Genomic DNA, 14,654 nt, shown 5'->3' with positions numbered 1-14,654 from the left:
TTAGGTGGTCCACTCATGTTGCGTTTCTGGTTCGTAACTGCAACAAGTTCCCGTCTTTATGGAGTTGGTCAGATGCTTGGCCAATTGTGGATGTACTTTTTCAATTTTCTTGATAGAACTTCTAACCCGCCATGTAACGGCAGCCCTAGCTTTTTCAATGGAAGAACCCGTTTTTCGTATTTTGTTGTCCAGACCGGTGACTTGGGAAAGGTGCTCCATCAAAGCATCATATTCTTCTTTTAATTCATCGGCCTTTTGGGTAAATCCCATTTCTTCGGCGTCGCAAATGTTTATTTTTAAGGACCTGATTTTATCTTTATATGCTTTCATGGCCCGATCATCAATCATTGAAGTGCCACTAGTTTCAAGGACTATACCCATGAGTTCGGCACAGTGTACTTGCTCTTCTGGTTTTTCCAGTAGCTTGACAATATCATGCAATCCTTTGGAATCTTTTAGGGTTACGGATTGGTTTAAATAACTGAGCTCCCATACTTCGCCATTGTCCAAGAAACTTCCTTTTATAGTAGAGTTTGATTGACGCGCAGGGGCAGGGGACACATCTTTTCTTGAATACGCTCTTAATTTATAATCCCAGAAAGGTTCCATATTGTTCTTGACCTTATAGGGATTGACCACTTTCTGCCATTCCACGGCTTCTTGGTCGGTTGGCTCATTTCCTTTGTTGATGTTCTTTCTGAACAATTCCAAATATTTTTCCCAATAGATATTCATTTTATCATATTTGGAAAGGTGGTAGTAGGCAGCGGACATATATGCGGGAAAATCTGTCCAGATGGAAACAATGGTAACTTTCTCTCCCAATTCTATGGCTTTCTCAAAATCTCCTTTTTCAAAATATACCAACATACCAATGGGTAGATAAGCTTCGGGCTGCAATGGATTTAGATTACGGGCTTTTAGGTATAAATCTTCCGCTTCCTGTAAATAACCCAACCATATGAAACAATTGGAAATGAGGATAAGGTTGTCAGCATCATTGGGATTCATCCGCAATGACTTTCGCAAAAGGTGTTCAGATTTGTCGTAATCTCCCAAGTAGAGGAAGGTCCTTCCCAAAACCGCCAATGACACATAATCGGTTTCATCCAAATCAATGGCCTTCAAGGCATAATCATGAGCCCCCTTTTGGCTTACCTCCCAACGATCCCATAATTGGCAACTCCATTCATTAAAATAAGAAAGCGATATTCCAGTGTAGGCCCTTGCAAACAAAGGATCTATTTTTAAAGCAGCTTTAAAATATTCCCGAGCGGCAAGATCACTTTCAACAGTACCTTTTTTTAATTCCCTGATGCCTAAAAGCCAATTTTCGTAGGCAGCAAGTTCAAAAGATTCTTTTTTGTAGGAGTAAGAGAGTAAATCATGTGCTATTTGCTGTTGCAATACACTTACCATCTGTTGGGTAATGGTATCCTCTGCATTTAAAATGGTCTCGAGGTTTTCATTATGATTTCCGGCAAAAACCACTTTTCTGTCCCTTGTCCGTACAAGTTGCACACCAATTCTGTATCCATCGCCTGATGGCCTAAAGCTGCCCGTAATAATATAATCAGCACCTAATTTGGTAATGGATTCCGTATCGGAAATGTCTGAAATACCCATAGTGGAGTATTGGGAAATGACGGATAAACCAACAAACTTTGAAAAATTGATGATAAGATCTTCCGTGAACCCATTTATAACAGGGCTCATGTCTTTTTTTACCCCAATAATCTGAAAGGGCAATACTGCAATTGTAGTTTCCTTGTTTCCAACCAGTTCCACCAGAAAATAATTGTAATGGTCAAAGATACAAAAGATCACCCATGATGGGCAGGGGAGTGGCCACACATACGGGTTATTGTGTGTGTTGCCGGTACTGTTTCATCAATGGAACAAAATCATGTAGTTATGGTCGAAGTTCTGTGATATCCATTTTAACCTTGTACAACCTGCTATTCCCATTTTCGTATGAATCCAAAAATTGCTTGAAATGGTCCATGTTTTCAATAGTCCCTGTGGGATTTTGAACACGCCTACTCGTAAAGTAAAGAAGACCGTTGGTTTCATCCATAAAAGGACAATAATCCATATATCTTGAATTTATGGGTACGGGCAATGGTTTGGCTTTTGACCACTCATCGTTATCACCCTTGAAACTTATGTAAAGATCGCCACTACCTTGACCATCTTCACGGGCATATCCGCCAAAAATTAAATAGGATTCGTCTTTGGCGATATAGGCATTGTATTCGTAGCCTTTGGAGTTGACGTTTTCACTTAAGGAAATGGGCTCGCTGTACTTTCCATTTTCAAAATTGCTGAAAAAAATATCATCTTCGCCTTTGGAATCTGGTCGGTCACCCGTATAATAAAGGTTTCCATTGGCCGATACAACTGGATAAAACTCGTTATGCTCCGTGTTTATTGGTGTACCTATATTAATGGGACTTGACCACTTCTGGGAGGGAGAATCTCGCTCTACATACCAAATATCAAAATCCTTGGTATCTGTGGTGGATTTATTTAATGGTCTATTGGATACAAAATACAGTCGAAGTCCGTCTGGAGACAAAAAAGGTTCCATATCCTTGTATTCACCTGAAAACGAAGCAATCTTAGGAGTTTCCCATTCATTACCATTCTTTGAAGACATGGAAATGACAGAAACATCTTCGGTTTGGGATTGAATGGTGAAATAGGCCTCGTTCCCATTCTGATCCATGGTAAAATCCCTGACCTTATCAAAATCTTTGAGGATAACCAATGCAGGTATAACCGTGTTTTTTTCTTGGGCTTGACATGCAATTCCCCAAAAGAAAACCGCTATGAACAGATTACTTTTCAAGATTTAAGGTTTTGCTGATGGCTTCACTGACCAATTTTTCCATCACGGCATATCCTTCCTTGGTTACATGGACTTCATCAGTGGTATAGGCTTCGGGCAATCCATTTCGATCATCAGCCATTGCCGAAAAATAGTCAAGGTACATCACCCCTTGTTTATCTGTCATTTCCTTCAGTAGTTGGTTTAACTTTGGAATTTTCACATTAGGCTCAAGACCAGGTCGCCATGGATAATCGTACGCCGGCAAAACGGAACTTACGATAGGGTGTATACCATTAGCCTTGGCCAATTGCACCATGGACAGGATATTGTCCCGAATCTGTTCCAAGGTCATGGGACCCGTATTCCCGGCGATGTCGTTGGTACCCGCTAAGATGACCACTGCTTTTGGATTTAAATCGATAACATCTTGTTGAAACCGGAGCAACATCTGGGGCGTGGTCTGCCCACTGATACCACGATTGATATATGGGTTTTGCCCAAAGAATTTTGGATTGGCATCTTCCCAGCCTTCGGTTATGGAATTGCCCATAAAGACGATGCGGCCATCTGTGTTTTTATTTTTGAGCACTTCGGCATTGGCTTCCTGAAACTTTTGGAGGTTGGGCCAATCTTGCGCTTCTAGAGCTTCGGAAAATGATATGAACGAAAGCAAAACAAGTAGTTGGATTTTTATTCTTTGCATCTATGTTTGGTTTTGCTAAAAATAAGCAAATAATCAGATTCTAAGATCAAGAGAATAGATAATAGAGTAATAGTCCGGACAAGATCATGGTAAGAATTGTGTAGAAGGTTGCTTTCCTATCTTTTCGCTTGCGCTGCGCAATTTTTTTCCGAATACGCAACATATCCAGTGGAGTGGATTTTTTTAAATTCAGTTGGGTAGCAACTTCACGTCCATATACATCGCCCTTGTTTTTTAGCTTTCGCTTTTTTACCAATTCACGATTAGCCTTGAACGACTTTACTGCATCCAACATGAAACCACCACCGCCCATAGTTTTGTAGTTTACTTATTTGTAGTAAGTTACCAAATTTTGTTACAAAAAAAAACGGTAAAATCAGCCTGAGCCAACTTTACCGTTTTGAATGTTTTTAAGAGGATTCTTAATATTTGGCACTCTTTCCGTTGGCCTGTGTCCTTATAATGAACGCCCTAATATCATCATTGGCCTTTTGCAGATCTTCCCGTCTTAGGTACATCATATGCCCGGAACGGTATCCTTTAAATTCAAACCGGTCTTTCATACGACCACTGGGATCTATTTGAGACATGGTATACTTTGCGGCAAAATAAGTACAGGCCCCATCGTAATAGCCAGATTGTACCAACACATTCAAATATGGATTTTGGGCCATGGCCTGACGAAGATTTTCTCTAACATTATCATCATCATTGTTCCATGGGTGTACCGGCCCAAACATGTTGTACTTAATATCGGTCTTAAAGTTGAGCTCTTCCTGCAAATAGTAGTTTATGGCGGGTGTGAAGCTGTGCAGCCAAGACGTCAGTTCAGGGGAATAATCCGGACTGTCACCAAAAACCTGCCTATCTATCCCGAGGTATCTGCTATCCAATCGGCCAACCGTGTAGGCTCCTCTGTCTTTCATCAGGGCTTTCCAGAAAAACTGGGTAGGAACGTCCAGGTTATGATCTAGGATATCTTGTTCCTTTAGACCAGTATAATACGCCATTTTCTGGGCAACGGCCTTCTTTTCCGCATCAGGAATAAAACCACCTTTTGCAATGGCTGGAAGCAAGGTGTTTAAGGTATAATCTTCCACTTCGGGCAGGACCTCCAATAGGTCTTTGCTCTGTAACGCTGAAGGAAGTGCTTTATGATGCCATGCGGTGGCGGCAAAATAGGGGAGGTTTAGCGCACTGGAAACCGGGTCGTTGTCACGGAAAACTTTATAATCGGCAGGAGAAACCATGATAACTCCGTTCAAATACATCCATTGTTGGTTCTGAAGTGCCAAGGATAGCCCCATGACCCGGGTACCACCGTAACTTTCTCCTACAATATATTTTGGGGAACTCCATCGGTTGTTTCGAGTCACAAATGTGTTCAACCATTCGGCCAAATAGGCCGTATCTGCATTAATGCCAAAAAATCTTTCACGATCCACTTTCTCACCCGTTTCAGGAATGGTCCTGGAATACCCGGTGTTGGCAGGGTTTACATAAACAATATCGGTAACATCCAATACGGAAAAAGGATTTTCCTTTACGCCATAGGGTTGAACGGGATATCCCTCATCATCGATCTTAAGGATTCGCGGTCCTGTGTAGGCCAAATGCATCCAAACTGAACCGGAACCAGGCCCTCCGTTGAAAGAAATCAACAAAGGACGACTTGCGCGATCTTTCACATTGTTCCGTGTATAGTAAGTGTAATGAAGCGCCGCAACAGGCTCCCCCATTTCGTCCCATACAGGCTGGGTGCCCGTAGTGGCCGTATAGTTGATGTTGATACCGTTTATGGTAACGGCATGTTGGGTTGTAATGGTTGTATCTACGGGTATTTTTCGGTTTTGGGCAATCACAAGGGAGGTACAGAGGGCTATGCCCAGGAAGAGATAGATTTTTTTCATTTTTAAGGTTAATTAGTCTAGCACTAAAAATAGGTATTTTAGGTAAAAGAACCCTTACCATCCCAAAAAATAAGGTCTTAACATTAAATTCAAGAATGCGAAACACAAAACCTGCCTAAACTTTACATTTTAACATTGATTTAAAACAAGCATAAACCAATCAACATGTAGGGCTAACTCAATCCTAAAGGTCCATCTCTAGTTTTGATAAAACACAAATAACCTTAAAACTAGACTTTATGAATTTGAAAAAATTATTCTTTGGATTAATGCTTTCTTCCGTGGTTGCATTCGGACTTACCAGTTGTGATGGGGAAGATGGAAAGAATGGCATCGATGGAACAGATGGTGTTGATGGTGTGGACGGAACCAATGGTCAGGATGGTGAAGATGGGGAGGACGGAGATGACCTAACCGTAGCGGAACTTGTTCCACTTACCAGTTCTGTAACCCCCAATACTGTATTTGAACTCAAGGGGGAATTCAGTACCTCTGCCCAATTGGAAATGATCATGTCCTCGGCAGATATCCTTGAATCCGATTCCACTTTTGTATATGGGGCCTACATGGATGGAGCGGCATTGTATCCTTATGAAGATGGTACATATGCCTTCATCAACAACTTGGAAGCCGATTATTCCGTTGCCCGAATTCGTATGAACTCCGATTTGCAACCCTTGGAAGGCGATTACATTGTAAACTCTGCGGCTACCGCTTTCACAGCAATGTGTTCCGGTTCTTCCATTACTATTGAAGAGCATGGATTTGGTCCACTTTACCTTTCTGGAGGTGAATGGGGCGGAAATGCAAAAGGCGTATACAAAATCAATCCATTCCGCTCACCAGATGATAGGGTAGAGGCTGAAAGATTGCACGCACTTGGTGAATGGGCTACAGAAAATGCCGTTGCCATTGGAAAAGATGCCTATCCTACACAAACAGTTGTTTTTATGGGAGACGATGATAGCAACAACACATATCCCCAAGCACACTTTGGTATGTATGTGGGCAACAGGGGTGATCTTTACAGTGGGAAACTCTATGTGTTGAGAGGCAAGGATACCACAGAAACTGCCATTGGTGGTGGAGGTCTTAAGTTTGAAATGGGGATGGCTGAAGACGTTGAATACGATGTGGAATGGGTCGAGATGACTGAGCGCACCCTAGCCGAATTGAATCAAGAAGCCATTGACTCCGTTGCCATTGGATTCCAGAGAATTGAAGATATTGATTGGAGAAGAGGTTCCACCGAAAATAACAGAACGGTTTTCTTCAACGCTACAGGTAGAATACGTTCCGATAACCCCGATTTGGCCAATAGAGGCACTTCCTTTGGAAGAGTATACAAACTGGAACTTGACCCCAACAACCCCATTGGTGATGCAAAATTGACCGTTGTTGTTGATGGTGATTTGGAGGGTGGCAAAGGAGATGGTATGCACTCTCCCGATAATATTGTTGTTACAGAGAACTATGTATATGTTCAAGAAGATCCCAATGGATATGCTAATGAGAATGCAGACATTCAAGGTTATGCCAAATTGTGGCAATATGATATCGCCACAGGCACTTTTAAGGAAGTAATGGAGTGTAACCAAGTTGCTGCAGCTGGACTCGGTATTGGTAATACGGATTCTTATTGGGAAATTACCGGTATGATAGATGTAACCGACATCATCGGAGCTTCTGAGCCTACTTTTATCGGAGGGGCCCAAGTACACGGTTGGTCTTTTGACAGTAATAACCCTATGACATACAGGGCAGATGGAAAGAAGTTTGTGGATCCTACTGCCATTGATGAGGCTGCGGCCACTTTGGAAGGATCGTTCCTTTTCAAATTAACGGGTCTTCCCAGATAATCTATTGATTTCGCATCATAACAGTTTTAAAATAAAGAGGTTCCCTGTTTCGGGGAACCTTTTTGTTTCCACTTTTAAATTCATCCACCTATGAGATTACCAATATACACCATCCTCTTTTCATTCTTTTTTATGACGTTGGGATCATGCAAAAAGCAAGAAGGGAATACAAATCGTTCTACGTCAATGGATAAGGAATCCCTTTATAATGAAGATATAAGGGTACATTATTTCCAAACCTTGGACAGTGCTACACACTATATTCAAAAAATGGACACTATAAAAAGTTTGGAAGAGAACAAGAGAAATTTTCTTAAAAGTAGGGAATGGTACAAGCGGGCCGAACCTATGATAATTGCCTATGATTATGAAAATTACCTATCTATGAATGCCCCCAATCTTCTCAAGGTGGAAATTGATGACTACACAGACATTAAAAGACTTAAACCCAAGAGTTATCAGGTTTTGGAGGAGCTTTTATATGGAGAAGAACCCATATCAAATCAGGAATTGGACATGGTATTAAGCTATTTACAGGCCCGTATTCCGTATATGAGAAGAAACCATATCCTATATACCCAAAGAGACCGGCATCATCTTAAGATGATTAGGGATGCCATTGTCAATATTGCCACAAAAGGCATTACCGGTTTTGATTCGCCCATGCTGGCCAATTCATTGAATGAGGCCATTTATAATTATGAAACCATTGCCCAGATCTTGGATATTTATAAGGAGGCATTTACGGATAAAGCGTTGTTGGATCTTTGGTCCGCAGAAATTCAGAAGACCATTGAAACTTTAAAATCAGGGGATTTTGACAATTTTGACCGCTACACCTTCATTAAAAACCGTACCAACAGGCAATTGGAGTTGGTCAACTCAACTGCAAGAGATTGGAACATTGTCTTAAATACCTCCCGACCCTTGAATCCAACTGCTACTAATCTTTTCGATAGGGATTTTTTCAATATCAAACAGTTTTCTATACCAGGCTCTCCGGCCATCACCCCAGAACGCATTGCTCTTGGAAAGCAATTGTTTAATGATGGAACGCTTTCCAGTACAGACAATATAAGTTGTGCCACATGCCATATCAAAGAAAAAGCATTTACCGATGGACATCCAAAAGCCTTGGGCATCAATGGAATTGAGTTGCAACGTAATACGCCTACTTTGTCATATGCAGTATATCAGACAACAATGTTTTATGATGGTAGAGCCGATGGTCTTGAAGACCAAATTGTAAATGTGGTCAACGATGAAAATGAATTTCATATTGATTTGAACACTATTGAAAAAAAGGTAAGGGAGAACAATCTGTACAAAGTGGCATTCGACAGTTTGTACGGATGCGAAATCACTAATTTGAATGTACGTCATGCCATTGCCACTTATATTCGGAGTCTTGCCCCCTTCAATTCCAAGTTTGATCGAAATATGCAGGGAACAGAAAATTCACTGACCCATGAAGAAAGGCTAGGTTTCAACCTTTTTATGGGAAAAGCAGCCTGTGCCACTTGTCATTTCCCCCCAGCCTTTAACGGAATAGTACCTCCCAAGTATGCAGAAACGGAGTTTGAAAACTTGGGAGTACCTAAAAATCCAAGCTTTGAACATCCTGTTTTGGATGATGACCCCGGAATGTACTATCCCTATGAGGTAGAAGAAAAACGAAATTTCTTTAAAACGGCAACGGTTCGCAATGTAGAATTGACCGGGCCCTACATGCACAATGGGGTATATAAAACCTTGGAAGAAGTAATCACGTTCTATAATGTTGGAGGAGGGCAGGGAATGGGACTAGATGTGCCCTACCAGACTTTACCTCCGGATTCGCTGAACCTGAGTGATCGTGAACAAAAAGCATTGGTAGCCTTTATGAAAACACTAACGGACAAAGAGTTTATGGATGGAAAATAAAGAGGGGCGTATGGTCTAAAACTTTTCGAAAACCCCCAAACCAAAAAGGGCAAAATCATACTTTACTGGGTCCAATGCGTCCAGTTTTCTTAAGTTTTTGTCCAGTTCGGCCAATGCTTTGGGATCGTTTTGCTTGCGTTTGAGCAGTTTCAGCTTTCGGGCCACATTGCCCGAATGCACGTCAAGCGGGCAGGAAAGTTGGCTTGGCCGTAATTGCTTCCAAAGGCCAAAGTCGACCCCAGTGTTGTTGTCGCGGACCATCCAACGTAAAAACATATTGATACGTTTGGCTGCAGAACCTTTCATAGGGTCTGAAATGTGCTTTGTGGTCCTTCGAGGATGGGGTAATTCAAAAAAAACCTTTTTAAAATCTGAAATAGCCAATTGTAGCGAATCCTGTCCTTGGCCCATAGCAAAAACCGATTCCAATCCATTGTGCGTTTCATAGATGTTTTTCAGGCTGGTTACAAAGTAGCCCAAGTCCTCCCCGTTAAATGTACGGTGCACAAAATGGGAAAGCATAGCCAAATCACCAGCTGAATGGTTCATTACAAAATCGTGGGGTGTATTGCCCAACAGCTCCATCAATTTAGATGCATTGTTGATAATGCTCTTTCGGTTGCCCCAGGCAATGGTGGCCGTTAAAAATGCACTGATTTCGATATCTTCCTTTTTTTGGAAACGATGGGGAATCTGCAGGGGGTCACTCTCCAAAAATTTTGGGTGGTTGTATTCCACCACTTTTTCGTCCAAAAAATCCTTTAGCTCAGATTTGGTCATGCTTTAAGAAACAATCAAACCGTCCACCATCGTTAATTTCCTGTCTGCCATGTTGGCCAATTCAAGGTTGTGGGTCACCAATACAAAGGTTTGTCCAAATTCGTCCCGAAGCTTAAAAAATAGTTTATGCAAATTGTCCGCACTTTCCGAATCGAGGTTGCCACTGGGCTCATCGGCCAGGACCACGGATGGATTGTTCATAAGGGAGCGTGCCACGGCCACACGTTGCTGTTCCCCTCCTGAAAGCTCGTTGGGTTTATGGTGATATCGGTCCTTCAGACCCAAAAAGTCTAAGAGTTCCATGGCCCTTTTTTCAGCTTCCTCCTTGGGTGTTTTTTTGATAAAAGCTGGGATACAAACATTTTCCAAAGCCGTAAACTCTGGCAACAGTTGGTGAAACTGAAAAATGAAGCCAATATGCTCATTGCGGAAGCGGGCCAGTTTTTTGTCGTTCAGTTGGGTTACTTCTGTGTCGTTGATCAGTAGCTTACTTTCTTGTGTATTGGATGGAGAGTCCAAAGTGCCCAAAATTTGCAACAAGGTTGTTTTTCCGGCACCCGAAGCACCAACAATGGATACCACTTCCCCTTTTTTGATTTCTAGGTCAACTCCTTTGAGAACCTTCAGGTCCCCATACTTCTTCTGAATATTTGTAGCCTTGATCATGAACTGCTTCTTTAGGAAAATGCATTACCTTCCTTAAAAAGCAAAGATTGGAATTTTTGCTAAGTTATTGGGCATCTTTCCGACTGATAGGGGAAAATAAGTTTTTTATCAAGATTGCGAGATACTAAACTTTACCTAATTTTGAAACTTCATGGATAAGCAAATCAATATAAATTTTGAAGAGGCCATATTTGCTGGCGGCTGTTTTTGGTGTACGGAAGCTGTTTTTCAACGGTTAAATGGGGTCGAACAAGTAGTTCCTGGCTATACGGGAGGCTCAATTAAGAACCCAGCCTATCGGGAAATCTGTACAGGACGTACTGGGCATGCCGAGGCTATCAAAATTAGTTTTGACCCTTCTAAAGTCTCTTATTCTGAGTTGTTGGAGGTTTTCTTTGCCACTCATGACCCAACTACCTTGAACAGACAAGGGAATGATGTGGGCACTCAATATCGCAGTGAAATCTTTTACACGTCCCAAGAACAAAAACAAAAAGCAGAAGAGTTTATTGCTTTGTTGGAAAAAGAACAGATTTTTGCTTCCCCCATTGTAACTGTAATTTCAGAAGAAAAACCTTTTTACAATGCTGAAGTAGAACATCAAAATTACTATAACGATCATAGGGAACAACCGTATTGCCAGGTTATCATAGATCCCAAGATCAAAAAATTGAATGCTTATTATTCAAATAAGTTAAATACCGCCAATTAAATTTATGTCACCATACAGAAACCTAGAAGAGTACAACATAGAAATCACCAACGAAGTAAAGGATCACTTTGCTAAAATCGTGGAAGACATCGGTGAAGATGCAGAACGCGATGGTCTTATAAAGACACCGGAACGTGCAGCAAAAGCTATGCTTTTCCTTACCCAGGGATACAAACAAGATGCCACGGAAATTCTTAAAAGTGCCATGTTCGCGGAGAGTTATGACGATATGGTGATCATTAAGGATATTGAGGTGTATTCCCTTTGTGAGCACCATATGCTCCCTTTCTTTGGGAAGGCACATATAGCGTATATTCCCAATGGACATATTGTTGGACTGAGCAAGATACCCCGTGTAGTGGATGTTTTTGCCCGCCGATTGCAGGTACAGGAACGTTTGACCCATGATATTTTGGAATGCATCAACAACACACTAAAGCCCAAAGGTGTGGCCGTGGTCATTGAAGCCGCCCATATGTGTATGATGATGCGAGGAGTACAAAAACAAAATTCGGTCACTACAACATCTGGTTTCAGGGGACAGTTTGAAAAAATTGAGACGCGAAATGAGTTTCTTAAACTAATCAGTTCAGATTTATCGTAAGGCATTTTCCCATTTCATTTGGATTTTCTATTTTACCACGATGACAGAAGAGAAAGACCCCAAGTACCGTAACCTGCTTTTAGGGATTTTGTTCGATGGTATAGGAATGCTTTCGTTCGCAATCCCAGGAATTGGTGAATTTTCAGATGTAATATGGGCTCCCATAGCAGGTTGGCTTATGACCAGGCTTTACAAGGGTAGAGTAGGGCAAGCGGCCGGTCTCATTACCTTTGCTGAAGAGCTGATTCCCGGGATGGATGTGGTGCCTACCTTCACGTTGACTTGGATTTACACTTATCTTCTGAGTAAAAAAAAGAGCAACAAGTAAATTACCTGTTGCCCCTTCAAAAATAGAATTCTTCTTTTTAAAGCCCGATACTCAAGTTAAAGGCAATATTCCTCCCCATATTGGCAATGCCATCGGTTTTTAATCGGGATAGGTGAGAGATATAATTCTTATCAAAAAGATTGTTACCACTAATTTTGTACCCTACAAGTTGATTGAATATTTTTAATTCCCCACCAATTCCCATATTGAATAGGCTGTAACCCGGCGTACTAGTTTCAAAAGTGGCCACTTTATTCTGGTCAAATACGGATTGAAGCGTAGCAAAAGCATAGCTTTTGGATTTTGTTCCCTTAATCGTGTTCCATTCTACCCGTAGGGTATTGTTCCACCGGTTTGCCGGAATCAAAGGAAGGTCTGTCTTATCCTCCAGTTCTCCGAATACCATATCAAAACTGCTTTCAAAATGAAGCCAATCCAAAGGATGCGGGTGCAAGTGAAAACCAAACTCACCTCCATACAATTTTGCATCTTGTTGCTGGAAAACATAGATAGGATTGTCGTCCCTAAACTCACCGGTAGGTTGTAAATAGATATAATCGCTCACCGTGTTATAAAAAGCGTTGGCATACACTTCAATATGCTGGTTCCCATATTCAAGGGCCAAATCTACCTGCACATTTTGCTCACTATCCAAGTCGGGGTTTCCAATTTCCACGCGATTGGCACCACTATGTAAGCCGTTCGAGGTTAATTCGGATAAATTTGGAGCCCTAAATCCAGTGGCCAAGTTCAAACGGAACAAAATATTATCCGTTAAATCGGCTCTATACCCTACCGCAGCATTGAAACTGTTGAAGTTTTTGTCCAAACTTGGAATGTATTCTTCATCCCCAACAATACCACTTTCTTCCCCGTTTATCGACCTCAAATCATACCGGAGCCCTAATTGTAGGTCACTTTTGTTAAAGTGAATATGTGATGTGGCCAGTACCCCAAAATCATTGGTGATAGCATTGGGAATCAGCACTTCTTCCCCAAAATTTTCATTTTTTTGGTGCATACCCTGTACACCAAAAATTGTGGTCATACTACCCCATTGAGGGTTAAACTGGATATTATAGTTGAATGTGCTCAAGTCCATATCCAAAGAGGGACCTTCCTCACCCTCTTCATGTTCTTCTTCGTGCCCTTCCTCTTCATGTTCTTCACCTTCTTCATGCTCATGGTGTTCCTCAAATTCCTTTCTATCGTTAAAAATATACCCGAATGTAGCCTCAAGGCTGGATTTTCTAAAGAAAAAATTAGTTTTTGAACTCAAAATATGGGTAGCAATCTCTTGATTGGGCAATAAAGGATCCCGTTCATTGTCCTGTACGCCAATTTCCTCCGGAATGCCCAGATTGGATTCATTATAGTTATATCGTAGCTCTGTTTTGAACTTGGTTGCTTGATAGGCGACCCCAGTTTTTATGTCTGCTTCATTAAATCTGGAATTGGTAACCCCAGTACCATCACCCGTTTCATAATCTGCATTGGAGGCATAGGCGCCCCTGACCAAAAACTTAAACTTGTTACCAGAGGTCTTAAATCCAGCATTGGCCCCATAACCTAGTGTATTGGTAAAATAGTTTAGGTTGATGTCGCCCGAAGTCTGATTTGGTAGTTCAAAGCTTTCAGGATTTAAGTAGAGAACTCCTCCAAGAGCGTCGGAACCATAGAGCAGGGAGGCAGGACCTTTGATAACCTCTACACTTGAAATACCGGCATCGTTGATGCCGAGGCCATGTTCGCCTCCAAATTGCTGATTTTCCAGACGAACCCCTTGGGTATATACCAAAACCCGATTGAAGCTAAGTCCGCGAATGACCGGTTTCCCTATTCCCACCCCTGTGGAAACGGAGGTTACCCCGGGAATGGTTGCAATTCCTTCGGCTAGGGTAATTGCGCCTTCACTTTTTATTTCAGCAATTGATTTTTGCTCCACCTTCATTACGTTTTCACGTTGAAGTTTATGAAAAGGAGTAGATAGGACAACTTCATCAATCTCAATGGCCGATGCTACCATTGCATAATTAAAAGTATTGGTGCCTGAGTGAATCTGCAAGGTTGTGGAGTGGGTTTCATAACCCAAGTAGGCAACCACAAGTTTGTAAGAACCTTCCGGAAGACCTGCTATTGTGTAGGAACCATTGGTATCAGTAACCGCACCTTTTTCCAATTGGGGTATGTATACGGACACCTGTTCCAAAGTCTGTCCATTTTCCGAATCTGTTATGCTACCTGTAACTGTGCTCTGTGCTACTATATAAAATGGTGTCAATGCCAAAAGCATTGACGTGAATAATTGTTTCATTATAAAAATTACTACGTTATTG

At 41.6% G+C, this 14,654-nt stretch carries 13 protein-coding genes; 5 read left to right on the top strand and 8 right to left on the bottom strand.

What is annotated here, in order from left to right:
* The 5 genes from ACP14V_RS08745 to ACP14V_RS08725 all read right to left on the bottom strand — a co-directional run bounded on the left by ACP14V_RS08745 (window position 1) and on the right by ACP14V_RS08725 (window position 5,446).
* Window positions 1-1,788: a tetratricopeptide repeat protein gene (locus ACP14V_RS08745; protein ID WP_272610212.1), complete on the bottom strand. Its 1,788-nt coding sequence runs from the start codon at window positions 1,786-1,788 to the stop codon at window positions 1-3.
* Between the two features lie 124 nt (window positions 1,789-1,912).
* Window positions 1,913-2,851: a TolB family protein gene (locus ACP14V_RS08740; protein WP_272610211.1), complete on the bottom strand. Its 939-nt coding sequence runs from the start codon at window positions 2,849-2,851 to the stop codon at window positions 1,913-1,915.
* A complete protein-coding gene (locus ACP14V_RS08735) occupies window positions 2,841-3,536 on the bottom strand; it encodes an SGNH/GDSL hydrolase family protein (RefSeq protein WP_272610210.1) in 696 nt (231 codons plus the stop codon). Before ACP14V_RS08735 ends, ACP14V_RS08740 begins: the two co-directional genes overlap by 11 nt.
* A 46-nt stretch (window positions 3,537-3,582) precedes the next feature.
* A complete protein-coding gene (locus ACP14V_RS08730) occupies window positions 3,583-3,849 on the bottom strand; it encodes a hypothetical protein (protein WP_272610209.1) in 267 nt (88 codons plus the stop codon).
* 109 nt (window positions 3,850-3,958) lie between these two features.
* Window positions 3,959-5,446 (bottom strand): S10 family peptidase, encoded by a 1,488-nt coding sequence (locus tag ACP14V_RS08725; RefSeq protein ID WP_272610208.1) that lies wholly within the window; start codon window positions 5,444-5,446, stop codon window positions 3,959-3,961.
* Window positions 5,447-5,685: 239 nt separating this feature from the next.
* Here ACP14V_RS08725 and ACP14V_RS08720 point away from each other — a divergent pair, with 239 nt between their 5' ends.
* Window positions 5,686-7,305 carry a phosphatase gene (locus tag ACP14V_RS08720; RefSeq protein WP_272610207.1) on the top strand — a complete coding sequence of 540 codons (1,620 nt, stop codon included), beginning with the start codon at window positions 5,686-5,688 and terminating at the stop codon, window positions 7,303-7,305.
* A gap of 186 nt (window positions 7,306-7,491) precedes the next feature.
* Window positions 7,492-9,228: a cytochrome-c peroxidase gene (locus ACP14V_RS08715; RefSeq protein WP_272610206.1), complete on the top strand. Its 1,737-nt coding sequence runs from the start codon at window positions 7,492-7,494 to the stop codon at window positions 9,226-9,228.
* 15 nt (window positions 9,229-9,243) lie between these two features.
* On the opposite strand, the gene ACP14V_RS08710 is transcribed toward ACP14V_RS08715, so the two are convergent.
* Entirely contained in the window at window positions 9,244-10,008 is a 765-nt protein-coding gene (locus ACP14V_RS08710) for a TIGR02757 family protein (protein ID WP_272610205.1), read from the bottom strand.
* 3 nt (window positions 10,009-10,011) lie between these two features.
* The gene (locus tag ACP14V_RS08705) at window positions 10,012-10,674 is read right to left on the bottom strand and encodes an ABC transporter ATP-binding protein (protein ID WP_272610204.1); all 663 of its coding nucleotides are present in this window, start codon (window positions 10,672-10,674) and stop codon (window positions 10,012-10,014) included.
* A 151-nt stretch (window positions 10,675-10,825) separates the two neighbouring features.
* On the opposite strand from ACP14V_RS08705, the gene msrA reads away from it, so the two are divergent.
* Genes msrA through ACP14V_RS08690 form a run of 3 tightly spaced genes read left to right on the top strand, consistent with a single transcriptional unit; the run spans window position 10,826 to window position 12,318 of the window.
* On the top strand, window positions 10,826-11,386 hold the full coding sequence (gene msrA, locus ACP14V_RS08700; RefSeq protein ID WP_272610203.1) for a peptide-methionine (S)-S-oxide reductase MsrA: 561 nt from the start codon (window positions 10,826-10,828) through the stop codon (window positions 11,384-11,386).
* 4 nt (window positions 11,387-11,390) lie between these two features.
* The gene (gene folE, locus ACP14V_RS08695; protein ID WP_272610202.1) at window positions 11,391-11,990 is read left to right on the top strand and encodes a GTP cyclohydrolase I FolE; all 600 of its coding nucleotides are present in this window, start codon (window positions 11,391-11,393) and stop codon (window positions 11,988-11,990) included.
* Between the two features lie 40 nt (window positions 11,991-12,030).
* Window positions 12,031-12,318, top strand: coding sequence for a hypothetical protein (locus ACP14V_RS08690; RefSeq protein WP_136567153.1), 288 nt, complete (start codon window positions 12,031-12,033; stop codon window positions 12,316-12,318).
* A gap of 37 nt (window positions 12,319-12,355) precedes the next feature.
* On the opposite strand, the gene ACP14V_RS08685 is transcribed toward ACP14V_RS08690, so the two are convergent.
* Window positions 12,356-14,632: a TonB-dependent receptor gene (locus tag ACP14V_RS08685; RefSeq protein WP_272610201.1), complete on the bottom strand. Its 2,277-nt coding sequence runs from the start codon at window positions 14,630-14,632 to the stop codon at window positions 12,356-12,358.
* Window positions 14,633-14,654 lie beyond the last annotated feature (22 nt).

The organism is Flagellimonas alvinocaridis (genome assembly GCF_965248585.1).
In the GTDB taxonomy this organism is placed as follows: domain Bacteria; phylum Bacteroidota; class Bacteroidia; order Flavobacteriales; family Flavobacteriaceae; genus Flagellimonas; species Flagellimonas alvinocaridis.
This window is presented reverse-complemented; position numbering and strand designations above follow the sequence as displayed.